Here is a 22999-nt window from a genome sequence, read left to right as displayed (position 1 = left end):
TCGTCCCGAACGGTACGCGCGCGTGCGGTGGTCCACCTCCGGGGTAGCGGGTTCCCGGGGACTCGATCGTCCCGGAGGGTACGCGCGCGTGCGGCGCACCACCCCGGCGGTAACGGGTTCCCGGGGACCGCGGCGCCGTGCCGTCCTCACCCAGGGTTGTCCCGTACGTCCTGTCGGTGCTCCGCCAGTTCCACCACGACGTCGCGGAGCCGGTCGTGCGCGGCACGGCATTCGGGCGGTTCGATGCTGATCCGGGGCAGGCGCCGGTCGAGCCAGCCCGGCAGCCACCAGTTGGCGTCGCCGAGAAGGTGCATCAGGGCCGGTACCAGCAGGGTCCGCAGAACGAACGCGTCGAGCGCGACGGCGGCGGCCAGCCCCAGGCCGCACATGGCGATCACCCGGTCCCCGCTGAGCACGAACGCGAGGAAGACGGAGATCATGATGACGGCCGCGGAATTGATCACGCGGCTGGTCTCGGCCAGGCCGACCCGGACGGCACGCCGGTTGTCGCCCGTCTCAAGCCACTCCTCGTAGATCCGGCTGACCAGGAACACCTGGTAGTCCATGGAGAGCCCGAACAGCACGGACACCATGATCACGGGGAGGAAGGGTTCGATCGGTCCGGCCCGGCCGAGCCCGAGCGGTTCGCTGCCCCAGCCCCACTGGAAGACCGCGACGACGACGCCGAAGGCGCCCGCGACGGCGGCGACATTCATCACGGCCGCCTTCAGCGGAATGCCGACCGACCGGAAGGCGAGCATCAACAGCACAAAACCCAGTCCGATGACGACACCGACGAACAGCGGCAGCTTGCCGACGATCACCTTGGCGAAGTCGTCGTAGCTCGCGGTCACCCCGCCGACGTACACGTCGAGCGAGGTGCCCGTCTGCGCGCGCGGGAGGACGTCGTCGCGCAGCCGGTCCACGAGGTCGCTGGTCTGGCGCGACTGCGGCGCGGAGTCGGGAACGACGGTGAGGTACGCGGTGTCGCCGCCGGTGTCGTAGTGCGCGGGAGTCGCGGAGGCGACGCCCGGGGTGGTGCGCAGGGTGGTGTCGAGGTTGTCCAGCGCGAGCTTGTCCTCGGCGCTGTCGACGTGTGCCACCAGGGTCAGCGGTCCGTTGACGCCGGGTCCGAAGCCCTCGGCGAGCAGGTCGTACGCCTGCCGGGTGGTCGAGGACCTGCGGTCGTTCCCCTGGTCGGAGGTGCCGAGGTGGAGGGCGAAGGTGGGCAGTGCGACCAGGGCGATGACGGCCAGCGCGACCGAGCCGAGCAGCCTGGGCCGGCGTTCGACGAACACGGACCAGCGGGCGGCGAGGCCGGTGGGCAGCTCCGGTTGCGGTCCTTGTTCGGCGAGGCGCTGCCGCTCGCGGCGGCTCAGCGCGCGGTCACCGATGAGGGACAGCAGGGCGGGAAGCAGGGTCACGGACGCCGCGACGGTGAGGACGACGGTCATCGAGGCCGCGACGGCTACGCCGTTGAGGAAATTCAGCCGCAGGCTCAGCAGGCCCAGCAGGGCGATGCACACGGTGGCGCCCGCGAACAGGACCGCGCGTCCGGTGGTGGTGACGGCGCTGGTGGCGGCCTCGGTGACGCTGAGGCCGCGTTTCAGTCCGCGGCGGTGCCGGGTGACGATGAACAGCGCGTAGTCGATGCCCACGCCGAGCCCGATGAGCAGGCCGAGCATCGGGGCGAACGCGGCGACGGTCATGGCGTGGCCGAGCAGTCCGATGGCGGCGTACGCGGTGCCCACGCCGACCAGGGCGGTGGCGATGGGCAGCAGGGAGGCGGCCGGCGAACCGAAGGCGAGGAACAGCACGACGGCGGCGACGGCGATGCCGATCGCCTCGGCGTAGTGCTCGTCGGACGACTCGGTGAGCCCGATGGCACTGCCGCCCAACTCGACCCGCAGTCCGTCCGCGTCGGCCGACTTGGCGGTGCGGACGACCGCCTCGGCCTCGGCCTTGCTGATCTTCTCGACCGGTTGGGCGAAGGTGACGGCGGCGTACGCGATCCGGCCGTCGCGGCTGATCTGTCCGTTGCCCTGGCCCTCGTAGGGGCTGGTCACGGAGGACACCCCGGGCAGGTCCGCGATCTTGTGGAGGGTGTCGTTCATCGTCTGCTCGACGGCGGCCGTGCGGACGCCGCCGGGCGCCTGCCAGACGACGGTGTCGCTGTCGCCGCCCAGGCCCGGGAATCCCTCGGCCAACAGCTGGGTGGCACGGCCGGATTCGGTGCCGGGGACGGTGTAGTCGTCGCTGTACGCGGAGCCGATGACGGCGGTGGCGGCGGTGACGCCGCCGAAGGCGGCCAGCCAGAGCAGGACGGCGACCAGACGGTGCCGGACACACCAACGCGCAAGTGCAGCCACGGACCTGCTCCCAGGGGGTATTTCAATATCTTTGACCGGGATAAATCCTCGATAAGATGAATAGCCAGGAAAACCTGAGCAATCGAGGGACACTCTGACAGTCGAAAGTGATCCTTTGTCGGGTTCGTGGGCTTACTCACAAGCGCCGAAAACCGGGAACTTCCGCACGTAATCCCGGCTGCGGCACGCACGGAATCCGAATGCGGCGAGCGGGGGCGGCAGCTACCGTCCCGGGCCTTGGTATCGACAGGACAACCGGCCCAGCGCCGCAGACCGAAGCAGGTGCATTGTTTGACGGTCCGACCGAGCTCCTCCGCATCCGATTCCCGGATGAATTCCCGTCCCTACGGCACAAGGAGCCCGTTCACCGATGTCCGACATCAACATCACCACCCACGCTTCGTCCGGCGACCTGACTGAGCGCCTGACCCACCCGCATTCGCGCAGCAACCGCTACGACGTCCGCAGGATCCCCGAGAACCAGATGGGGCCGCACGCGCTGTGGCTGCTGGCGCGAACGGCTGCTGTGGAGCGAGGTGTGCGCGCAGGAGAGCCCGAGCGAGTTCATGGCGGGCATGGCCCGGGAGTCGGTGGAGCTGATGCGGGTCGACCGGGGGCGGGCGCTTGGGTTTGTGCGGGTTGTGGGGCGCCGGGGGTGCCCGGCCGCCGATCGGGGTCCGGCCGGTCAGGGGTAGCCCGGCGGCCGGTCGGCGGCCGGCCCGTCAGGGGTGGCCCGGCCGGTCGCGGTCCGGCCCGTGGAGGGTGATGACAGCCCGCACCCCTGACAAAAGAGAATGCCCCGGGGGATGGTCGCGGTGGTGCCGCGTTCCCCCGGGGCGATTAATGCGTGGTGCGGATCAGCCTTCGCTGACGCCCAGCTTCTCCAGGATCAGTTCCTTGACGCGGGCCGCGTCGGCCTGGCCCCGGGTGGCCTTCATGACCGCGCCGACCAGGGCGCCGGCCGCGGCCACCTTGCCGCCGCGGATCTTGTCCGCGATGGCCTGGTTGCCGGCGATGGCCTCGTCGACGGCGGTGCCGAGCGCCGAGTCGTCGGAGACGACCTTCAGACCGCGCTGGTCGACGACCTCGTCGGGAGTGCCCTCGCCCGCGAGGACGCCCTCGATGACCTGGCGGGCCAGTTTGTCGTTCAGGTCGCCGGAGGAGACCAGCTGGGTGACGCGGGCGACCTGCTCGGGCGTGATGGCCAGCTCGTCGAGAGCGGTCCCGGACTCGTTGGCGCTGCGCGCCAGCTCGCCCATCCACCACTTGCGGGCCGAGGCCGCGTCGGCACCCGCGTCGATGGTGGCGACGATCAGGTCCAGCGCACCGGCGTTGAGGATCGCCTGCATGTCGGTGACCGAGATGCCCCAGTCCGCGAGGAGGCGGGTGCGGCGGACCAGCGGCAGCTCGGGCAGCGCGGTGCGGATCTCCTCGACCCATGCGCGCGCGGGGGCCACCGGGACCAGGTCGGGCTCCGGGAAGTACCGGTAGTCCTCGGCTTCCTCCTTCACCCGGCCCGAGGTCGTCGACCCGGTGTCCTCGTGGAAGTGCCGGGTCTCCTGCACGATCGTGCCGCCGGACGACAGCACGGCCGCGTGCCGCTGGATCTCGAAACGGGCGGCGCGCTCGACGGACCTGAGCGAGTTGACGTTCTTCGTCTCGGAGCGGGTGCCGAACTTGTCGGCGTCCTTGGGCATCAGCGACAGGTTGACGTCGCAGCGCATCTGGCCCATCTCCATGCGGGCCTCCGAGACGCCGAGCGCCCGGATGACCTCGCGCAGCTCACGGACGTACGCCCGGGCGACCTCGGGGGCGCGCTCGCCCGCCCCGACGATCGGCTTGGTGACGATCTCGATGAGCGGGATGCCCGCGCGGTTGTAGTCCAGCAGGGAGTGGGACGCGCCGTGGATACGGCCCGTGGCGCCGCCGACGTGCGTCGACTTGCCGGTGTCCTCCTCCATGTGGGCGCGTTCGATCTCCACGCGGAAGGTCTCGCCGTCCTCCATCTGTACGTCGAGGTAACCGCCGTAGGCGATCGGCTCGTCGTACTGGGAGGTCTGGAAGTTCTTCGGCATGTCCGGATAGAAGTAGTTCTTCCGGGCGAAGCGGCACCAGTCGGCGATCGAGCAGTTCAGCGCGAGACCGATCTTGATCGCGGACTCGACGCCGGTCGCGTTGACGACCGGGAGCGCGCCGGGCAGGCCGAGGCAGGTGGGGCAGGTCTGCGAGTTGGGCTCGGCGCCCAGCTCGGTGGAGCACCCGCAGAACATCTTCGTCTTGGTGCCGAGTTCGACATGGACTTCGAGGCCCATGACGGGGTCGTACGACGCCAGCGCGTCTTCGTACGACACCAGGTCGGTCGTGGTGGTCACGGTGAAACTTCCCTCTCAGCCCAGCAGGACGTCGTCGTCGCCCAGCCGCTTCAGCTCGCGGTAGAGGAGGGCGAGGCCGGTGACGATCGCGACGGCGGACACGGTGGCGTCGATCAGGCGCAGCGTGTCGTGCTCGGCGCGGGCCTTCTTGATCTGCTTGGCGACACCGACCGCGCCGAACGCGGTGGTGGCCATGGACATGTACGTACCGGGCTTGGTGTTCTTGAAGCCCTTGGCCTTGGACAGTGCCTTGCTCACAGCGACGGAGCCTCCTCCAGCAGCGGGTGCCCCCACTTTTCCACGAAGGCGGCCTCGACGGCGGCGCCGACCTTGTACAGCCTGTCGTCCTTCAGCGCCGGGGCGATGATCTGCAGGCCGACCGGGAGGTTGTCCTCGGGGGCGAGACCGCAGGGCAGCGACATGGCCGCGTTGCCCGCCATGTTGGTCGGGATGGTGCACAGGTCGGCGAGGTACATGGCCATCGGGTCGTCGGCGCGCTCGCCGATCGGGAAGGCGGTGGTCGGGGTCGTCGGGGAGACGATCACCTCGACCTGCTCGAACGCCTTCTCGAAGTCGCGCGTGATGAGCGTGCGGACCTTCTGCGCGGAGCCGTAGTACGCGTCGTAGTAGCCGCTCGACAGGGCGTACGTGCCGAGCATGATGCGGCGCTTGACCTCGGCACCGAACCCCGCCTCACGGGTGAGGGAGGTGACCTCTTCGGCCGAGTGGCTGCCGTCGTCGCCGGTCCTGCGGCCGTAGCGCAGGCCGTCGAAGCGGGCCAGGTTGGAGGAGCACTCGGACGGCGCGATCAGGTAGTACGCCGACAGGGCGAGGTCGAAGGACGGGCAGTCCAGCTCGACGATCTCGGCGCCCAGTTCCTTCAGGAGCTCGACGGACTCCTCGAAGCGCTGGACGACACCGGCCTGGTAGCCCTCGCCACGGAACTGCTTGACCACGCCGATGCGCATGCCCGCGACGCTGCCGTTGCGGGCAGCCTCCACGACCGGCGGGACGGGGGCGTCGACGGAGGTGGAGTCCATCGGGTCGTGCCCGGCGATGACCTCGTGCAGCAGGGCCGCGTCCAGGACCGTACGGGCGCAGGGGCCGCCCTGGTCGAGGGAGGACGAGAAGGCGACCATGCCGTACCGGGAGACCGCGCCGTACGTCGGTTTCACGCCGACCGTGCCGGTGACGGCGGCCGGCTGGCGGATGGAGCCGCCGGTGTCGGTGCCGATGGCCAGCGGGGCCTGGTAGGAGGCCAGCGCGGCGCTGGAGCCGCCGCCGGAGCCCCCGGGGATCCTGGTGAGGTCCCAGGGGTTGCCGGTCGGGCCGTAGGCGCTGTTCTCGGTGGAGGACCCCATGGCGAACTCGTCCATGTTGGTCTTGCCGAGGATGACGACGTCGGCGGCCTTCAGCCGTTTGGTGAGCGTCGCGTCGTACGGCGGGATCCAGCCTTCGAGGATCTTCGATCCGACGGTCGTCGGTACGCCCTCGGTGGTGAAGATGTCCTTGAGGGCGAGCGGGACGCCGGCCAGCGGGCCCAGCTTCTCGCCGCGCTCCCGCTTCTCGTCGACGGCCCTGGCCTGGGCCAGGGCGCCCTCGCGGTCGACGTGCAGGAAGGCGTGCACCTTCTCGTCCACGGCGTCGATCCGGGCGAGGTGGGCCTCGGTGACCTGGACCGCGGTCAGCTCGCCGGAGGCGATCTTCGCGGCGGTCTCGGCGGCCGTGAGCTTGATGATGTCCGTCATGGTCACTCCTCCCCCAGGATCTGCGGCACCTTGAAACGCTGCTGCTCCTGGGCCGGGGCGCCGGAGAGCGCCTGCACGGGGGTGAGCGAGGGACGGACCTCGTCCGCGCGCATGACGTTCGTCAGCGGGAGCGGGTGCGAGGTCGGCGGTACGTCTTGGTCGGCGACCTCGCTGACGCGGGCGACCGCGCCGATGATGTCGTCGAGCTGGCCGGCGAAGTGATCGAGTTCTTCGGGCTTCAGCTCCAGACGCGCCAGCCGGGCGAGGTGGGCGACCTCCTCGCGCGTGATGCCAGGCATGCAGCGATCCTCTGGGGTGAGTGTGTGAGTTTTGGGGTCAATCCTATGGGGCCCGCCGCACTGACTGTGAAACGGATTCCCGGGCCGGGCTCCCCGCGGCTCGCTCGGCGGGCCCCGGGCCGGGGGGTGCGGCTCAGCGGCGTCCGTCCCAGGCCGCGCTCGGCAGGAAGTGGTTGTCGTACAGCTCCTGCACCTCCAGCAGGCTGTCCGGGGTGGCCTCGCCGAGCCGGATGCGCTGGAGGTGGCGGAAGTACTCGAAGCGTTCGACACCCGGCGTGATCACGATGAGGATGTCCGCGGTGCTCCCGGGGACGGCGGCGAAGGCGTGCGGCTTGTCCGGCGGGACGACGACCAGGTCGCCGCGCCCGGCGGTGACGACGTCGTCGCCGGACAGCAGGTCGGCGGCGCCGTCGAGGACGTAGAACAGCTCGGCGGAGTTGCGGTGCAGATGCGGGCGGGCGCCGTCGGCGCCGCGGGCCAGGGTGACCCGTACGGTGGACAGCGCCCCGCCGGTGGCGCTGCTGTCGGCCAGCAGCCGCACGGCGACGGGGTCACCGCCGGCCACCTCGGCCGCGGCGTCGCACACGACCACCGAGTCGTCGAACCTGGGAACGAACAGTGACATCCGTGCATCCTCCGTGGGTGAGGGGCGGGGGGTCTCCCGGCACCGGCCGCCGGCCCGAGGGGACGCGAAGAACCGAGGGTCCCCTGGTCGAGCGAACCGAGAGCCGGCGAAACCGGGACACGGCCACGCCGCGACCTTGCCACTTGCCGAATCAAGGCACGAACCGACCTGGCGAAACCGAGAACTCGGGTGAGCGACCGGCCACGGCGCGGACGCGGGCGACCGGCGAGCCAGGACGGAGTCCTTGCGGAGCGTTCAGTCGTCGGCCGCTGCCGCCGGCAGCGCGGCCCGGGGCCGCTGCCATCCCCGCGATCCGCGCGCCAGCAGCCAGGCCGTGGTCTCGTCGGGCGGCATCGCCGCGGCGACCAGCCAGCCCTGCACCGCGTCGCAGCCGAGGTCCCGCAGCCGTTCCCAGGTCTCGTCGTCCTCCACGCCCTCGGCGACCACCAGCAGGCCCAGCGAATGCGCCAGGTCCACGGTGCAGCGCACGATCTCGGCGTCCTCGGTGTCGACGGCCAGCCGGGCGACGAACGACCGGTCGATCTTCAGCTCGCTGACCGGCAGTCGACGCAGATGCACCAGCGAGGAGTACCCGGTGCCGAAGTCGTCCAGGGACATCTTCACGCCGTGCCCGGTCAGCCCGGCGAGCGTGTCCGCGGCGCGCTGCGGATCCTCCAGCAGGACGTGCTCGGTGATCTCCAGTTGGAGCGCTCCCGCGGGCACTCCGTGCCGGGCCAGCCGGGCGGCGACCGAGCCGGCGAAGCCGGGCGTGTGGACGTCCCGGGGGGAGACGTTCACGGCCACCGGCACCCGCAGCCCCTGGGCCCGCCACTTGGCGACCTGCCCGAGCGCGGTCTCCAGCACGTACTCCGTCAGCAGGGGCATCAGCCCGGAGGACTCGGCGATCGCTATGAACTCGTCCGGCGGTACCTTCCCGCGTTCCGGGTGCACCCAGCGCACCAGCGCCTCCAGACCGGCGACCTGCCCGTCGAAGCGGACCTTGGGCTGGTAGTGCAGCTGGACCTCGTGCGCGTCCAGGGCCCGGCGCAGATCGCCGAGCAGCCCGAGCCGGTCGGGGGTGTTGGAGTCCCGTTTGGACTCGTAGACCTCGACGCCGGTGCGGTCCCGCTTCGCCTGGTACATCGCCACGTCCGCGCGGCGCAGCATGCCTTCGGCGTCCAGTGCGTGGTCCGGGAAGACGGCGACGCCCGCGCTGGCCTCCAGGACGAGGGTGAGCCCGTCGAGGTCGAGCGGCGAGCTGAGCGCGGTGACGAGGTTGCGGGCGACCCGGGTCGCGGACGTCGTGGAGTCGGCGACCGGCAGCAGAACGGCGAACTCGTCGCCGCCGAGGCGTGCGGCCTCGGCGCCGCGCGGCAGCGCGAGGCGCAGTCGTTCGGCTATCTGGAGCAACAGCCGGTCTCCGGCGAGGTGCCCGAGAGTGTCGTTCACCGATCGGAACCGGTCGAGGTCGATCAGCATGAGCGCGGACCGGGCACCGATGCGTTCGGCGTCGTCGAGGGCCGTCCAGATGCGTTCCAGGAGCCACTGCCGGTTGGGCAGTCCGGTCAGCGGGTCGCGCAGTTGTTCCTCCGCCCGGGCCCGGGCGATCCACAGGGTGGAGTCGAGGGCGATCAGCGGGATGGCGAACAGCGGGAGCAGCACCGGTCTGGCGAACGCCACCACGCAGATCAGCGGTGCGATACCGAGCAGCGCGACCGCGACCAGGCCCTGTCTGACCAGGGCGGTGCGGGCGACGGTGGGCAGGCCGCCGCCGCGCGGGGCGCTCAGGTACCACAGCAGGACACGGCTGACGGCCAGGTAGGCCGCCGCGACGAGCACCACCTCGGGGACGGTGGTGACGCTCCAGTGGTCGGGGCTCCACGGGTCCTCGACGGTCGGCACCCGGCCGCAGGAACCGAGCAGCAGGGCGGCGGCCCCGATGCCGAGGATGTCGACCGCGCCGTGCAGTACGCCCTGGCGCCAGCGGTGCCGGCGGGCGATGCCGACCAGGACGACGACGGTGAGGCTGACCATGCCGGCGGGCAGCCAGCCGTAGAGCAGCAGCACGGCGAGCGTGAGGGCGGCGCCGGAGCCGGTGCCGCCCCACCAGCGGGCGCGGCCGAGCATGACGAGGTGGCCGACGATGATGCCGGTGAGCACCGCCAGTGACCAGCCGACGGTGCCGGACGGGAAGAGGGCGTGGTTGTCGGTGAACGCCCGGTAGAACCCGGCGCCCAGCAGGAACGCGGCCGCCGCGACGACCGCGGCGGGCAGCGCGGGCCAGGCCGGCTGGCGCTCGTGGTCGGATCCGGCCGCCCCGGGTGCGCCGGCGACGACCAGGGGAACGGTGCCGGCCCGGGGCACCATGTGGGGGGCGGCGGCGCGTGCGACGACGCCCGCCCGCTCCGGGGCCCGTCCCGGCCACCGGCTCCCCCGCCACGCGACCGCCCTGCGCAGCCACAGCCGCACGTCCGGGGCGGCGCTCTCGGTCGGTTCCATTCCCGTCCCTCTCACAGCCGGCGGTGCCCACGCCACGCGGCAGGCGCCCGAGATCCGTCGACGGCTCCGCGTTGGAACAACCCGTCCCCGTGCCGTTCGAGGGCACGGGGATGCCCCGACCGCAGCTGGGCACGGCAGGCGCACACCTCAACAGTAGGCCGCAGAAGGCTTTCACGGGCAGCGGTCGTCAACGGTTGCCCGAATGCGCCCAGGCCACCCGTATGCATCTGATATGCGCCGATCGGGTGGCCTTCAACCGCTACTCGCCGGTCGGAAGGGCGACTTCGGCCGCGGCCTCGGGCCCCTGTTCCAACAGGACGCCGAAACCGTCCTCGTTCAGGACCGGCACCTTCAGCTGCATGGCCTTGTCGTACTTCGAACCCGGGTTGTCACCCACGACGACGAACGCGGTCTTCTTCGACACCGATCCGGTCACCTTGGCCCCGCGGCTCTGCAGGGCGTCCTTGGCGCCGTCCCGGGTGAAGTTCTCCAGGGTGCCGGTCACAACGACGGTGAGGCCCTCCAGCGGGCGCGGGCCCTCCTCCTCGCCCGACGCCTCGTCCTCCAGCGGGACTCCGGCCGCCTTCCACTTGCGGACGATCTCGCGGTGCCAGTCCTCGGTGAACCATTCCTTGACCGCGGCGGCGATGATCGGGCCGACGCCCTCGGTGTTCGCCAGTTCCACCTCGGACGCCTGCTCGATGCGGTCGACGGAACGGAACTCGCGGGCCAGCGCCTGGGCGGCGACCGGTCCGACGTGCCGGATGGAGAGCCCGTTCAGGAAGCGGGCGAGTGGGCGGGCCTTGGCCGCCTCGATGTTCTCCAGCAGCGCGAGGGTGTTCTTCTTCGGCTCGCCCTTCTGGTTGGCGAAGACCGTGACGACCTTCTCCTGGCCGGTCCTGGGGTCCCGCTTGGGCAGTCCGCTGTCCGGGTCGAGGACGTACGCCGTGATGGGCAGCAGCTTGTCCACCGTGAGGTCGAACAGGTCGCCCTCGTCCTTCAGTGGCGGCTCGGCGGGCTCCAGCGGGTGGGTGAGCGCCGCCGCGGCCACTGCGCCGAAGTGCTCGATGTCCAGGCATTCCCGGCCGGCGAGATAGGAGACGCGCTCCCGCAACTGGGCCGGGCACGCGCGCGCGTTGGGGCAGCGGAGGTCGATGTCGCCCTCTTTCATGGGGCGCAGCGGCGTGCCGCACTCCGGGCACTCGGCGGGCATCACGAACTCCCGCTCGCTGCCGTCGCGCAGGTCGACGACCGGGCCGAGGATCTCCGGGATGACGTCACCGGCCTTGCGGAGCACCACCGTGTCGCCGATGAGGACGCCCTTGGCCTTGACCACGTCCTGGTTGTGCAGGGTGGCGAACTCGACCTCGGAGCCCGCGACCTTGACCGGCTCGACCTGGGCGTAAGGCGTGACCCGGCCGGTGCGTCCGACGCCCACCTTGATGTCGACGAGCTTGGTGTTGACCTCCTCCGGCGCGTACTTGTACGCGATCGCCCAGCGCGGGGCGCGGGCGGTGGAGCCGAGGCGCCCCTGGAGGCGGATCTCGTCGAGCTTGACGACCACGCCGTCGATCTCGTGCGCCACGGAGTGGCGGTTCTCGCCGAAGTAGGCGATGAACTCCTTCACCCCGTCGAGGTCGTCGACCACCCGGTTGTGCGGGGACGTGGGCAGGCCCCAGCCCCCCAGCAGGTCGTAGGCGTGGGAGAGGCGGTTGAAGCCCGAATAGCCCTCCAGGGCGCCGATGCCGTGGACGACCATGTGCAGGGGGCGGCTCGCGGTGACGCGCGGGTCCTTCTGGCGCAGTGAACCGGCGGCCGCGTTGCGCGGGTTGGCGAACGGCTTGTCGCCGGCCGCGACCAGGCGTTCGTTGAGTTCCAGGAACTTCTCCATCGGGAAGAAGACCTCGCCGCGGATCTCCACGAGGTCGGGTACCCGGTCGCCGTGCAGCCGGTCGGGGATCTCGGCGATCGTACGGACGTTGGGCGTGATGTCCTCGCCGGTGCGGCCGTCGCCGCGGGTCGCCGCGCGGGTGAGCCGGCCGCGCTCGTAGGTGAGGTTGACCGCGAGTCCGTCGACCTTCAGTTCGCACAGGAAGTGGTAGTCCTGGTCGCCGAGTTCACGGTGGATGCGGTCGGCCCAGGCGGTGAGTTCCTCGTCGTTGAAGGTGTTGTCGAGGGAGAGCATGCGCTCGCGGTGCTCGACCGCGGTGAACTCCGTCGCGTACGACCCCGAGACCTTCTGGGTCGGCGAGTCGGGTGTGCGCAGTTCCGGATACTCCTCCTCCAGCGCCTGAAGGGAATGCAGGAGCCGGTCGAACTCCGCGTCGCTGACGACGGGGGCATCCTTCACGTAGTACCGGAAGCGGTGCTCCTCGATCTGCTCAGCGAGGCGCGCGTGCTGGTCGCGTGCCTCGGCGGGCACTGTCGTCTCCGCTTGCTTGTCGCCGGCCACCGTGTTGTCCTCCCGTTACTCTGGGTTGTCCGCGAGGGATCTCGCCGCCCGGACGCAGTGGGCGAGCGCCGCGCGGGCGTACGCGGGTGACGCGCCCGCGAGACCGCACGTCGGGGTGACCGTGACCGCATCCGCCAGCAGCCCCGGTCGCAGCCCCAGCCTGCGCCACAACGTCCTGACACCCATGACGCTACCGGCAGGGTCTGACAACGGGCCGTCCGCGGACGGCACGACACCGGCGAACAGCCGCGTGCCGCCCTCCACGGCCTCACCGATCACCTCGTCATCACGCTCGGTGAGCAGCGAGAAGTCAAAGGAGACCGCGGCGGCGCCCGCGCGGCGCAGCAGCGCGAAGGGCACGTCCGGCGCGCAGGAGTGGACCACGACGGGTCCGCCGCCGTGCACGGCGACGATGTCCCGCAGGGTGGCCTCCACGATCTGCCGGTCCACGGCGCGGTGGGTGCGGTAGCCGCTGGCCGTGCGGACCTGTCCGCGCAGTACGGAGGTGAGGGACGGCTCGTCGAGCTGGAGGACGAGCCGGGCGCCGGGCACCCGGCGGCGCACCGCGGCGAGATGCAGACGCAGTCCTTCGGCGAGCGAGGCGGCGAGGTCGCGGCAGGCGCCGGGGTCGGAGAGGGCGGCCTCGCCGTTCCTCAGCTCCAGGGCGGCGGCCAGCGTCCACGGCCCGACGGCCTGCACCTTGAGGTCGCCCTCGTAGCCCTGGGTCAGCTCCTCCAGCGCGTCGAGGTCCTCCCCCAGCCAGGACCGCGCCCGCTTGGTGTCCCGGCCCGGCCGGTCGCCGATCCGCCAGCCGCTGGGCTCCACGCGCGCGTACAGCTCGACGAGCAGGCCCGCGGTCCGCCCGATCATGTCGGCACCGGGCCCGCGGGCGGGCAGCTCGGGCAGATACGGGAAGTCCTCGAAACTTCCGGTGACCGTCTTGGCCGCCTCCCGCGCGTCCGCACCGGGCATGGACCCGACGCCGGTGGCGCCCGGGAACCTCAACTCGCTGTTCTCGCTCACGCCGGAAGCGTATGCGGTACGGGACACCGGGGGCTTGCGCCCCCTGGCCGCGGCCCCCTCCGCCCGCGCACCGCCCGGCCCAGGAACGGGCGGGCAGGGGCGGCGGGATCCCTCCCGCCGGTCACCGCACCGTCACAGGCCCGGCCGCACCGTCAGGTCGTTGACCTCCGCGTCCCGGGGCAGGTCCAGGGCCATCAGGACCGCCGTGGCGACCGACTCGGGGTCGATCCACCGGGCCGGGTCGTACTCCTTGCCCTCCTGCTGGTGGACCTTGGCCTGCATGGGGCTGCTGGTGCGGCCGGGGTAGACGGAGGTGACCCGGACGCCGTTGCCGTGCTCCTCCTCGCGCAGGGAGTCGGCGAGCGCCTTCAGGCCGTGCTTGGAGGCGGCGTACGCGGACCAGCCTGCGTGGGCGCTCAGACCCGCCCCGGAGTTGACGAACACCACGTGACCGCGTGCCGCGCGCAGCTGGGGCAGGAAGTGCCGGGTCAGCTCGGCGGGCGCGACCAGGTTCACGCCGAGCTGGTGCCGCCAGGACTTGGGGGTCAGCTCGTCCACCCGGCCGAGGTCGACCACACCGGCGACGTGCAGCAGCGTGTCCACCCGGTCCGGGAGCGTCTGGTGCGAGAAGGCCCAGGACAGCTTTTCCGGCTCGGCGAGGTCACCGACCAGCGTGCGCGCCCCGGGGAACCGCGCCGCGAGGTCCTTGGCACGGCCCGCGTCGCGCGCGTGCAGGACGAGATCGTCCCCGCGCGCGTGGAGGCGGCGCGTCACGGCCGCGCCGATGCCGGAGCCGGCCCCGGTGATCACATGAGTAGACATGCGGGCCATGGTCGCATCAGCGACGCGTCATGCCGTGCCCCGGCTCTCCTCCAGGTAGGCCAGCGCCCCGACCGGCTCCTCGGCGAAGAACACCAGGTCACTCAGCGGACGGGGCAGGAAACCCTCGGCCTCCATCCGGCGGAACTGTTCCTTCAGGCCGTCGTAGAAACCCGCCGTGTTGAGCAGCACGACCGGCTTGTCGGTGTGCCCGTGCTTCTTCAGCTCCAGGATCTCGGTGGCCTCGTCGAGCGTCCCGGTGCCGCCCACCATGATCACCACCGCGTCGGCCTTCTCCAGCAGCAGCCGCTTGCGCTCGCCGAGGTCCTTGGCGGTCACCATCTCGTCCGCGCCGGGCCGCGCCTTCGCCGCCAGGAACTCCACGGAGACGCCGAGCAGCCTGCCGCCCGCCTCCTGCACGCCGTCCGCGACCACCTTCATCAGACCGACGTCGGAGCCGCCCCACACCAGTGTGTGACCGCCCTTGCCGAGCAGCCTCGCGAAGTCGCGCGCGGGGCGCGTGTAGCGGTCGTCGAGGTCGGCGGCGGAGAGGAAGACGCAGATGTTCATGGGCTCCACCGTATGCGGGAAGAACCCGGCGCCCGCGCGCGCTGTCCGGATATGACCGAAGGACACACCATCACCATCGAACAGGGCGAGCAGCACGTGCGCGTGGTGCACGGGGACCAGGTGCTCGCCGAGACGGACCGCCCCCTGGTGCTGCGCGAGACCGGTTGTCCCGTGCGGTACTACATCCCGCCCGAGGACGTGCGCCTCGACCTCCTCACCCCCTCCGACAGCCACAGCTACTGCCCCTTCAAGGGCACGGCGTCCTACTGGTCGCTGCCGGACGCGCCGGACCTCGTCTGGAGCTATCCGCAGCCCAAGGACGACGTGGTTCGGATCAAGGACCACCTGTGCTTCTACGAGGCGGAGGTGTCGCCCGCCGAAACGGCGTGACGCCGAAGTGTCGTGACCGGTGACGCGCCTGCCGGGTGGCAGTCTGCACTGGCATGGACAAGCAGATCATTTCGCCTGACGGCACGGCCATCGCGTACCAGCACTCCGGACGGGGTCCCGCGGTCGTCCTCGTGAGCGGCGCGATGTCGACGGGTGCGACGGTGGCGCCGCTGGCCGCCCGGCTGGCGGACCGCTTCACCGTCGTCCCGTACGACCGCCGGGGCCGGGGCGCGAGCGGCGACAGGGCGCCGTACGCCGTCGCCCGCGAGATCGAGGACCTGGCGGCCCTGATCGAGGCGGTGGGCGGCGAGGCGGCGCTCTACGGCGTCTCGTCGGGCGGTGCGCTGGCCCTGGAGGCCGCGGCGTGCGGGCTGCCGGTCCGTCAGGTGGCGGTGTACGAACCGCCGTTCGCCGCGCCCGGCGGGAAGAAGGAGCGCACCGAGTACACCGAGCGGCTCACCGAGGCCCTCGCCGAGGGCCGGCGCGGGGACGCGGTCGAGCTGTTCCTGCGGCTGACCGGGCTGGCCGAGCAGATGATCCAGGGCGCCCGGCAGTCCCCGATGTGGGCCGACATGGAGGCCATCGCGCCGACCCTGGCGTACGACGACACCGTGATGGGCGACGGTCTGCTGCCGCGGGAGCGGATCTCGTCGATCGGCGTGCCGGTGCTGGCGGTGGCGGGCGGGGCGAGCCCCGGCTGGCTGCTGACGGCGGTCGCGGAGGTCGCGGACGCGGCCCCCAAGGGGACCTGTCTCACCCTGGAGGACCAGACCCACCGGGTGGACCCGGACGTGCTGGCGCCCGTACTGGCCGAGTTCTTCACGCTGTAGTGGTTGCCAGCCCTGCAGTGGTTGCCCTGTAGTGGTGGCCCTGTAGTGCGCGCCGTGATCGGCTACACCGTCGCGGGCCTCGCGCGCGTGGTCGTCGCGATCGTCGCCGAGCCCACCACGCGTGTGCCGTCGTACAGCACCACCGCCTGGCCGGGGGCGATCCCGCGGACCGGCTCCCTGAAGGTCACCCGCAGTTCGCCGGCCACCAGTTCCGCGGTCACCTCGGTCTCGTCCCCGTGCGCGCGCAGCTGGGCCGAGTAGGTGCCGGGACCGGCCGGGGCCGTGCCGCACCAGCGGGGCTTGACCGCGGTCAGCGCGGTCACGTCCAGGGCGGCGGCCGGGCCGACCGTCACGGTGTTGGTCACCGGGGAGATGTCGAGGACGTAGCGGGGCTTGCCGTCCTGAGCCGGGGTGCCGATGCGCAGCCCCTTGCGCTGGCCGATGGTGAAGCCGTACGCGCCCTCGTGCGTGCCCACCTTGGTGCCCGACTCGTCGACGATGTCGCCCTCGGCGCGGCCGAGACGGGCGGCGAGAAAGCCCTGGGTGTCGCCGTCGGCGATGAAGCAGATGTCGTGCGAGTCGGGCTTGCGGGCGACGGCCAGGCCGCGGCGCTCGGCCTCGGCGCGGATCTCGTCCTTGGTGGTCACCGTGTCGCCCAGCGGGAACAGCGCGTGCGCCAGCTGCCGGTCGTCCAGCACGCCGAGCACGTACGACTGGTCCTTGGCGAGGTCGGAGGCGCGGTGCAGTTCCCGGCTGCCGTCCGCGTGCGTCACGACCTTCGCGTAGTGGCCGGTGCAGACCGCGTCGAAGCCCAGTGCCAGCGCCTTGTCCAGGAGCGCGGCGAACTTGATCTTCTCGTTGCAGCGCAGGCACGGGTTGGGGGTGCGGCCGGCCTCGTACTCGGCGACGAAGTCCTCGACCACGTCCTCCCGGAAGCGGTCGGCGAGGTCCCAGACGTAGAACGGGATGCCGATGACGTCGGCGGCGCGGCGGGCGTCGCGCGAGTCCTCGATGGTGCAGCAGCCGCGCGCGCCGGTGCGGAACGACTGCGGGTTCGCGGAGAGCGCGAGGTGGACGCCGGTCACGTCGTGACCCGCCTCGGCCGCGCGGGCCGCGGCGACGGCGGAGTCGACGCCGCCGGACATGGCGGCGAGGACGCGGAGGGGACGGGAACGCTGCGGGGTGTCAGTCATAGCTCCTCCAGAGTACGGGGAGGCGGGAACCGCGGCCCGCGAGTATCCGTTGACGATCACATGGGGGTACAGAAGAACGACAGCGACCGGCGCCTCGGCAGGCGTGCTCTGCTGATCGGCGGCGCGGTGGCGGCGGTGGGCACGGCGGCGCTGGCCCGCGACGAGTTGACCCGGCTGTGGTGGCGGCTGCCGGGGGTGGACCGGCCGCGGGCGGCGGGCGTGGTGGACTTCCGGGGCGCGCAGTGGGCGGCCGCGTCCACGGCGAACTTCCGGCATGCCGACCGGCCCGCCGACTACCGGATCGACCGGGTGGTGATCCATGTCACGCAGGGCGGCTACGGCAGCGCGGTGCATGCCTTCCAGGACCCGGGGCACGGGGCGACGTCGCACTACATCGTGCGCCAGGACGGTCAGGTGACCCAGTTGGTGCGCGAGCTGGACGTGGCGTTCCACGCGGGCAACCGGAAGTACAACGAGCGCAGCGTCGGCATAGAGCACGAGGGGTTCGTGGACGACCCCTCCTCCTTCACGGAGGAGATGTACGCGGCTTCCGCGCGGCTGACGGCGGCGATATGCGGGCGGTACGGGATACCCGTCGACCGGACGCATGTGATCGGGCACTCGGAGGTGCCCGGCACGGACCACACGGATCCGGGGCGGTACTGGGACTGGGGGCGGTACATGAAGCTGGTGCGCGAGGCGTCGGCCGCCCGGAAGAAGACGCCTTCGCCGACCCCGAGCAGGTGAGACCGGTGTCGCCCCCGACCGCGTGAGACCGGCGCCGAGGACACTCGCCCGGGCGGCGACCGGACAGGGATCCGGCAGAGAAGTCCGTACCGGGACACGGCTGAGACGGCCGGTGAGCGGCACGACCGGGCAGAGACACGGCCTGGCGCCGAGACGGCCGGGCAGAAAGGAGCGCGCTGTGCACGCAGTGGTGGCGGAGGTCTGGCGCGGCGGCTTCCTGGAGTCGGTGCACCACGGGACGGTCCACGCGGCGGGCCCTCGGGGGCAGACCGTGCTGAGTGTCGGTGAGCCGGACCGCCCGATGTTCCCCAGATCGGCCAACAAGCCGCTCCAGGCGCTCGGCATGCTGCGCGCGGGCCTCGGCCTGGACGGCGAACTGCTCGCGCTGGCCTGCGCCAGCCACTCCGGCGAAGCCTTCCACCTCGACGGCGTACGAAGGATCCTCCGTGGCGCCGGGCTGGACGCCGGTGCCCTCCAGTGCACGGCCGGGCTGCCCATCGGCGAAGCCGCGCTGCGCGCGCACCTCGCGGACGGCGGCGTGCCCACCCCACTGACGATGAACTGCTCCGGCAAGCACGCCGCGATGCTCGCCACCTGCGTGGCCAACGGCTGGGACCCGGCGACGTACCTGGATCCCCGCCACCCGCTGCAACGCACCCTGCGCGAGACCGTCGAGGACCTGGCCGGGGAGAAGATCGCGGCGACCGGGGTGGACGGATGCGGTGCACCGCTGTTCGCCCTCGGCTACCAGGGCTTGGCGCGGGCCTTCGCCAAACTGGCGACGGGTGAGGCCGGTTCTGCGGAGCGGCGGGTCGCCCGGGCGATGCACGAGCACGCCGAGTACGTGGGCGGAACCGGCCGGGACGTGACCCGGCTCCTGCGCGCGCTTCCCGGATCGGTAGCCAAGGACGGCGCGGAGGGGGTCTATGCGCTGGCGCTGCCCGACGGTTCGTCCGTCGCCCTGAAGATCGCCGACGGTTCCGCCCGGGCCCGGCCCGTCGTCATGGTCGCCGCACTGCGCCGCCTCGGGGTCCTGACGGACGCCGACGAGACCCTCACCGAACTGGCCACCGCACCCGTCCTCGGACACGGCAGACCGGTCGGCGCGGTGCGCCCCGCGCAGATCCTGCACGCGTAGGTCCGGGGCGGCCGGGCTCGCCGCGGCGGCCCGGCGAACGGTCACGCCGGTGCCGCCGAAGCCACCCGGGTCGCACGCGCGGTGTCTCTGTCGGCGACGGCTAGACCAGACCGGCGGCGCGGGCGCGCTCCACCGCCGGGCCGATGGCCTTGGCGACCGCGTCCACGTCGGCCTGGGTCGAGGTGTGGCCCAGGGAGAAGCGCAGGGTGCCGCGGGCCAGGTCCGGGTCGGTGCCGGTGGCGAGCACCACATGGCTGGGCTGGGCTACGCCCGCGGTGCAGGCGGAGCCGGTGGAGCACTCGATGCCCTGGGCGTCCAGCAGGAGCAGCAGGGAGTCGCCCTCGCAGCCGGGGAAGGTGAAGTGCGCGTTGGCCGGCAGCCGGTCCACGGGGTCGCCGCCGAGGATCGCGTCCGGCACCGCCGAGCGGACGGCCGCGACGAGTTCGTCGCGCAGGGCGCCGATCTCACGGGCGAACCACTCGCGCTGATCGTGCGCGTGCCGCGCGGCGACCGCGAAGGAGACGATGACCGGGACGTCCAGGGTGCCGGACCGGACATGCCGTTCCTGGCCGCCGCCGTGCAGGACGGGTACGGGGGTGTATTCCCGGCCGAGGAGCAGCGCCCCGACGCCGTACGGGCCGCCGATCTTGTGACCGGACACGGTCATCGCGGCGAGCCCGGAGGCGGCGAAGTCGAGCGGAACCTGACCGAACGCCTGCACCGCGTCGGAATGCAGCGGGACACCGAACTCCCCTGCCACTTCGGCCAGTTCACGGACCGGCAGGACGGTGCCGATCTCGTTGTTGGCCCACATGACCGTGGCCACGGCGACGTCGTCGGGGTTGCGGGCGATGGCCTCGCGCAGGGCCTGCGGATGGACCCGGCCGTACCGGTCGACGGGGAGGTACTCGATGGTGGCGCCCTCGTGTTCGCCGAGCCAGTGGACGGCGTCGAGGACCGCGTGGTGCTCGACGGGGCTGGACAGCACGCGGGTACGGCCCGGGTCGGCGGCCCTGCGCGCCCAGTACAGGCCCTTGACGGCGAGGTTGTCGGCCTCGGTGCCGCCGGAGGTGAAGACGACTTCGCTCGGACGGGCACCCAGCGCGTCCGCGAGGGCTTCGCGGGACTCCTCGACCGTACGGCGGGCCTTGCGGCCGGAGGCGTGCAGCGAGGAGGCGTTGCCGGTGACGCTCAGGTGGGCGGCGAGTGCCTCCGCCGCCTGCGGCAGCATCGGAGTGGTCGCGGCGTGGTCGAGGTAAGCCATGGTGAGGCCGATTCTACGGGGCCTCTCCGGGCGGGCTCAGGGGGTGCGGGTGCCATTCGGCCGACGGCTCGGGGACCGCGGTGACGCCGGCGCGGACCGCCGAAGTCACAGGGCCTCAGAAGTTCCAGGACACCGTGCTGTCCGCCTGCACGAACGCGAGCAGGACCAGCAGGTCGGCGATGCCCAGTGTGAGACCGAGCACGGCGCGGCCCCGGCGGGCGGTGCCGCGCCACAGGGCGACGCCGGCCAGCACGATGGCCATGGGGCCGAGGACGAGGTTGAGGACGAGAAGGCCGAGCAGGCCCAGGATGAAGGACGCGACGGCCATGCCGTCGGCGTCGCGCGTACCGGGGCGGCGGATGGCCGGTGCGGTGAGGTCCATGGTGGTCAGCTCCCGAGGTGGGTGTCGGCGGTGCGCTGCGGCATCGGCGGCGGGCAGGGGTGAAGGTGCCGGTCGGGGAGCGCGGCGCCGTGCGCCGCGCGCCGGGGTCAGCCGGCCGAGCGTCCGTGACGGCGGGCGTGGCACTCGCGGAGCGCGAAGACACCGAGCCAGACGGCGACGACGACGGCCGCGGCGGCGGTGAGGTGCAGCGACGCATGGGCGACGGTGCCTATCACGACGCCCAGCAGCAGGAGTGCGGCGACGATGAACAGCATGGGATGCGTTCCCCTCCGGAAAACGTGCGTACGACCACATCGGTGAACGGTTGTAGTAACACTTGTTCACTGAACATGAGTCTAGCCCTCGACCCGCTTTCCAATTCCGGAGAACATCTGTTGACTGGATGACATGAGTCACACCGTCGGCGTGCGCCAGGCCCAGAAGCAGAAGACCCGGCAGGCGTTCCTGGACGCGGCGCTGGAGCTGCTGGAGGAGCAGAGCCTGAGCAGCCTGGGCCTGCGCGAGGTCACCCGGGCCGTCGGCGTCGCCCCGACCGCCTTCTACCGGCACTTCCACTCGACCGCGGACCTGGGTGTGGCGCTGGTCGACGAGGCACTCGGCAGCCTGCACCCGATGGTGGGCCCGACGGTGTCCGCGGCCGGCGGCAGCGACGAACGCATCGCGCGCGCCGTGCAGTTGATCGAGCACCATGTACGGGCGCACCCCGCACACATCCGCTTCATCGCCCGCGAGCGGCACGGCGGCGTGCAGCCGGTGCGCACGGCCATCCGGGACCAGTTGGCCCGGTTCGCCGCGGAGGTGCGGACCGAACTGGCCAAGGACCCGGAGAACACGGGCTGGGGCGACGACGACCTGCTGATGCTGGCCCATCTGTACGTCGACCAGATGATCGCCACCGCCTCGCTGTTCCTGGAGGCCCTGGAGGAGCCGGACGCGTCGGAGGCGGAGCGCGAACGCGTCACGCAGGTCGCGGTCCGCCGACTCCGGCTCATCAGCCTGGGGTGCCGGCACTGGCGGGACTGAGCAGGCCCGCGCTCGGCCGGCGCACATTTCGGGCCGGGACACGCCTCGGCCGGCGCAGACCCCTCGGCCGGGGCGCACCCCTCGGCCGAGGCCCGCCTCAACCCCGGCCGGACCCGACCGGAGCCGGATCAGCCGAGCCTGACCCGCGCCAGCTGCCGGGACTGGGCCACCAGCCGGTCCTTACCGTCCCAGACCTCGGCGTCCTCCTCCAGGTAGCCGCCCGCCAGATTGCGCGTGGTGATCGACACCCGCAGCGGGCCCGGCGCCGGACGGTGGCGCACATGCACGGTCAGCTCGACCGTGGGGACCCAGCCGGACAGACCGAGTTCGAAGGCGGTGGGCGGCAGGGCGTCCACCGCGAGCAGCAGCGAGAGCGGGTCGGCGTCCCGGCCGTCCGCCAGGGCGAACCAGGAACGCATCTCCCCCTTCCCGGAGGGCGCACCCACCGCCCAGCCGACGGTGGCCGGGTCGAGCTTCAGCACCAGCCGGTCCATGATGGCCGACCCCACGCCCGGGCCGGCGGCCGGGCGGTCCCCGGGGCCGAAGCACTGGTCCATGGGCGGCAGCGGGGGCGGCGTCGCGGACGTACGGACGTCGTCCGGGAGCGAGTCGAGGTCGCCGTAGGAGGCGAGGACACGGATGCGTTCGACCTCGTCGCCGCGTTCGTCGCGCTGGAAGAGGGATGCCTGGCCGGTGGAGAGGGTGCGGCCGGTGCGCACGGCCTCGGTGCGGACGACGGCCGGGCCGGGCTGGGACGCGGTCAGGTAGTGCGCGGAGATCGTGAAGGGGTCCGGATGCGGAAGGGTGTCCCCGAGGGCACGGCCGAGGACGGCCAGCAGATAGCCGCCGTTGACCGCGCCGGCGACCGTCCAGCCGGCCGAGAGGTCGATGTCGTAGACCCCGGGCAGGCGCCGGGTGACGGCCGTGTCACGGTCGAACTCGCTGCCGTCGGACACGGCCCGGCGGTCGGAAGCGGTGGTCACGTCTCGCATACCCGAACCATAGAACACAAAACTACTAAGCGGTAGCTTTTGTTATCCCGGTCACCCGGCTCCGACCCAGCCCGCCAGCCCCGTGCCCGACGCCACCCACGCCACCCACGCCACCCACGGACGCAACCAGCCCTCCGGCCCGCCCCCTCAGTCCGATCAGCCGATGATCCGTCCGCCGAGTGAGGTTCCGGCAATATCTCGGTAAGTGTCCGGACACGCCCGAAACCCGGAGGCCCGCTCCCC

At 72.0% G+C, this 22999-nt stretch carries 21 protein-coding genes; 5 read left to right on the top strand and 16 right to left on the bottom strand.

Annotation, left to right across the window (positions count from 1 at the left end):
• Positions 1-146: 146 nt before the first annotated feature.
• The 11 genes from ACFYPJ_RS33965 to ACFYPJ_RS33915 form a co-directional block, all read right to left on the bottom strand.
• Positions 147-2369, bottom strand: coding sequence for an MMPL family transporter (locus ACFYPJ_RS33965; protein WP_389025446.1), 2223 nt, complete (start codon positions 2367-2369; stop codon positions 147-149).
• Positions 2370-3226: 857 nt separating this feature from the next.
• The gene (gene gatB / locus ACFYPJ_RS33960; RefSeq protein ID WP_389025445.1) at positions 3227-4741 is read right to left on the bottom strand and encodes an Asp-tRNA(Asn)/Glu-tRNA(Gln) amidotransferase subunit GatB; all 1515 of its coding nucleotides are present in this window, start codon (positions 4739-4741) and stop codon (positions 3227-3229) included.
• A 15-nt stretch (positions 4742-4756) separates the two neighbouring features.
• The gene (locus ACFYPJ_RS33955; RefSeq protein WP_376532782.1) at positions 4757-4999 is read right to left on the bottom strand and encodes a hypothetical protein; all 243 of its coding nucleotides are present in this window, start codon (positions 4997-4999) and stop codon (positions 4757-4759) included.
• A complete protein-coding gene (gatA, locus tag ACFYPJ_RS33950) occupies positions 4996-6489 on the bottom strand; it encodes an Asp-tRNA(Asn)/Glu-tRNA(Gln) amidotransferase subunit GatA (protein ID WP_389025444.1) in 1494 nt (497 codons plus the stop codon). Before gatA ends, ACFYPJ_RS33955 begins: the two co-directional genes overlap by 4 nt.
• 2 nt (positions 6490-6491) lie before the next feature.
• Positions 6492-6788, bottom strand: a complete 297-nt coding sequence (gatC, locus tag ACFYPJ_RS33945; RefSeq protein ID WP_389025443.1) for an Asp-tRNA(Asn)/Glu-tRNA(Gln) amidotransferase subunit GatC — start codon at positions 6786-6788, stop codon at positions 6492-6494.
• Between the two features lie 133 nt (positions 6789-6921).
• Positions 6922-7413 (bottom strand): cupin domain-containing protein, encoded by a 492-nt coding sequence (locus tag ACFYPJ_RS33940; protein ID WP_389025442.1) that lies wholly within the window; start codon positions 7411-7413, stop codon positions 6922-6924.
• 255 nt (positions 7414-7668) lie between these two features.
• Positions 7669-9912 carry a putative bifunctional diguanylate cyclase/phosphodiesterase gene (locus ACFYPJ_RS33935; protein WP_389025441.1) on the bottom strand — a complete coding sequence of 748 codons (2244 nt, stop codon included), beginning with the start codon at positions 9910-9912 and terminating at the stop codon, positions 7669-7671.
• A 259-nt stretch (positions 9913-10171) separates the two neighbouring features.
• Positions 10172-12364, bottom strand: coding sequence for an NAD-dependent DNA ligase LigA (gene ligA / locus ACFYPJ_RS33930; protein WP_389025440.1), 2193 nt, complete (start codon positions 12362-12364; stop codon positions 10172-10174).
• Positions 12365-12379: 15 nt separating this feature from the next.
• The gene (locus tag ACFYPJ_RS33925; protein WP_389025439.1) at positions 12380-13387 is read right to left on the bottom strand and encodes a methionine synthase; all 1008 of its coding nucleotides are present in this window, start codon (positions 13385-13387) and stop codon (positions 12380-12382) included.
• A 132-nt stretch (positions 13388-13519) separates the two neighbouring features.
• Complete coding sequence (locus tag ACFYPJ_RS33920; protein ID WP_389025438.1) at positions 13520-14209, bottom strand: SDR family oxidoreductase; 690 nt, start codon at positions 14207-14209, stop codon at positions 13520-13522.
• Between the two features lie 27 nt (positions 14210-14236).
• The gene (locus ACFYPJ_RS33915) at positions 14237-14776 is read right to left on the bottom strand and encodes a TIGR00730 family Rossman fold protein (protein WP_389025437.1); all 540 of its coding nucleotides are present in this window, start codon (positions 14774-14776) and stop codon (positions 14237-14239) included.
• A gap of 51 nt (positions 14777-14827) precedes the next feature.
• Here ACFYPJ_RS33915 and ACFYPJ_RS33910 point away from each other — a divergent pair, with 51 nt between their 5' ends.
• Both ACFYPJ_RS33910 and ACFYPJ_RS33905 read left to right on the top strand, forming a co-directional pair.
• Positions 14828-15166: a DUF427 domain-containing protein gene (locus ACFYPJ_RS33910; RefSeq protein WP_389025436.1), complete on the top strand. Its 339-nt coding sequence runs from the start codon at positions 14828-14830 to the stop codon at positions 15164-15166.
• 53 nt (positions 15167-15219) lie between these two features.
• The gene (locus ACFYPJ_RS33905; protein ID WP_389025435.1) at positions 15220-15996 is read left to right on the top strand and encodes an alpha/beta fold hydrolase; all 777 of its coding nucleotides are present in this window, start codon (positions 15220-15222) and stop codon (positions 15994-15996) included.
• Between the two features lie 62 nt (positions 15997-16058).
• Here ACFYPJ_RS33905 and mnmA read toward each other — a convergent pair whose 3' ends face one another.
• Positions 16059-17189: a tRNA 2-thiouridine(34) synthase MnmA gene (mnmA, locus tag ACFYPJ_RS33900; RefSeq protein ID WP_389025434.1), complete on the bottom strand. Its 1131-nt coding sequence runs from the start codon at positions 17187-17189 to the stop codon at positions 16059-16061.
• A gap of 60 nt (positions 17190-17249) precedes the next feature.
• Between mnmA and ACFYPJ_RS33895 the strand changes: the two genes are divergently transcribed.
• Both ACFYPJ_RS33895 and ACFYPJ_RS33890 read left to right on the top strand, forming a co-directional pair.
• Positions 17250-17936, top strand: coding sequence for an N-acetylmuramoyl-L-alanine amidase (locus ACFYPJ_RS33895; RefSeq protein WP_389025433.1), 687 nt, complete (start codon positions 17250-17252; stop codon positions 17934-17936).
• A 178-nt stretch (positions 17937-18114) separates the two neighbouring features.
• Positions 18115-19074, top strand: coding sequence for an asparaginase (locus ACFYPJ_RS33890; RefSeq protein ID WP_389025432.1), 960 nt, complete (start codon positions 18115-18117; stop codon positions 19072-19074).
• Between the two features lie 100 nt (positions 19075-19174).
• Here ACFYPJ_RS33890 and ACFYPJ_RS33885 read toward each other — a convergent pair whose 3' ends face one another.
• From ACFYPJ_RS33885 to ACFYPJ_RS33875, 3 genes are all read right to left on the bottom strand, one after another.
• On the bottom strand, positions 19175-20338 hold the full coding sequence (locus ACFYPJ_RS33885; RefSeq protein WP_389025430.1) for a cysteine desulfurase family protein: 1164 nt from the start codon (positions 20336-20338) through the stop codon (positions 19175-19177).
• A 115-nt stretch (positions 20339-20453) separates the two neighbouring features.
• Complete coding sequence (locus ACFYPJ_RS33880) at positions 20454-20720, bottom strand: DUF4190 domain-containing protein (protein WP_389025428.1); 267 nt, start codon at positions 20718-20720, stop codon at positions 20454-20456.
• A gap of 107 nt (positions 20721-20827) precedes the next feature.
• Positions 20828-20995: a hypothetical protein gene (locus tag ACFYPJ_RS33875; protein WP_389025426.1), complete on the bottom strand. Its 168-nt coding sequence runs from the start codon at positions 20993-20995 to the stop codon at positions 20828-20830.
• Positions 20996-21128: 133 nt separating this feature from the next.
• Here ACFYPJ_RS33875 and ACFYPJ_RS33870 point away from each other — a divergent pair, with 133 nt between their 5' ends.
• Positions 21129-21764 (top strand): TetR family transcriptional regulator, encoded by a 636-nt coding sequence (locus ACFYPJ_RS33870; protein ID WP_389025424.1) that lies wholly within the window; start codon positions 21129-21131, stop codon positions 21762-21764.
• A gap of 128 nt (positions 21765-21892) precedes the next feature.
• Here ACFYPJ_RS33870 and ACFYPJ_RS33865 read toward each other — a convergent pair whose 3' ends face one another.
• A complete protein-coding gene (locus ACFYPJ_RS33865) occupies positions 21893-22756 on the bottom strand; it encodes a thioesterase family protein (RefSeq protein WP_389025422.1) in 864 nt (287 codons plus the stop codon).
• Positions 22757-22999: the final 243 nt, after the last annotated feature.

Origin of the sequence: Streptomyces sp. NPDC006012 (assembly GCF_042871185.1) — a bacterium.
GTDB lineage: Bacteria > Actinomycetota > Actinomycetes > Streptomycetales > Streptomycetaceae > Streptomyces.
This window is presented reverse-complemented; position numbering and strand designations above follow the sequence as displayed.

Bases quoted from the DNA above. Each gene is read 5' to 3' on its own strand.
- gatA (WP_389025444.1), bottom strand. From the start codon at position 6,489: ATGACGGACATCATCAAGCTCACGGCCGCCGAGACCGCCGCGAAGATC.
- gatC (WP_389025443.1), bottom strand. From the start codon at position 6,788: ATGCCTGGCATCACGCGCGAGGAGGTCGCCCACCTCGCCCGGCTGGCG.
- ACFYPJ_RS33940 (WP_389025442.1), bottom strand. From the start codon at position 7,413: ATGTCACTGTTCGTTCCCAGGTTCGACGACTCGGTGGTCGTGTGCGAC.
- ACFYPJ_RS33935 (WP_389025441.1), bottom strand. From the start codon at position 9,912: ATGGAACCGACCGAGAGCGCCGCCCCGGACGTGCGGCTGTGGCTGCGC.
- ACFYPJ_RS33920 (WP_389025438.1), bottom strand. From the start codon at position 14,209: ATGTCTACTCATGTGATCACCGGGGCCGGCTCCGGCATCGGCGCGGCC.
- ACFYPJ_RS33915 (WP_389025437.1), bottom strand. From the start codon at position 14,776: ATGAACATCTGCGTCTTCCTCTCCGCCGCCGACCTCGACGACCGCTAC.
- ACFYPJ_RS33910 (WP_389025436.1), top strand. From the start codon at position 14,828: ATGACCGAAGGACACACCATCACCATCGAACAGGGCGAGCAGCACGTG.
- ACFYPJ_RS33905 (WP_389025435.1), top strand. From the start codon at position 15,220: ATGGACAAGCAGATCATTTCGCCTGACGGCACGGCCATCGCGTACCAG.
- mnmA (WP_389025434.1), bottom strand. From the start codon at position 17,189: ATGACTGACACCCCGCAGCGTTCCCGTCCCCTCCGCGTCCTCGCCGCC.
- ACFYPJ_RS33895 (WP_389025433.1), top strand. From the start codon at position 17,250: ATGGGGGTACAGAAGAACGACAGCGACCGGCGCCTCGGCAGGCGTGCT.
- ACFYPJ_RS33885 (WP_389025430.1), bottom strand. From the start codon at position 20,338: ATGGCTTACCTCGACCACGCCGCGACCACTCCGATGCTGCCGCAGGCG.
- ACFYPJ_RS33880 (WP_389025428.1), bottom strand. From the start codon at position 20,720: ATGGACCTCACCGCACCGGCCATCCGCCGCCCCGGTACGCGCGACGCC.
- ACFYPJ_RS33875 (WP_389025426.1), bottom strand. From the start codon at position 20,995: ATGCTGTTCATCGTCGCCGCACTCCTGCTGCTGGGCGTCGTGATAGGC.
- ACFYPJ_RS33870 (WP_389025424.1), top strand. From the start codon at position 21,129: ATGAGTCACACCGTCGGCGTGCGCCAGGCCCAGAAGCAGAAGACCCGG.
- ACFYPJ_RS33865 (WP_389025422.1), bottom strand. From the start codon at position 22,756: ATGCGAGACGTGACCACCGCTTCCGACCGCCGGGCCGTGTCCGACGGC.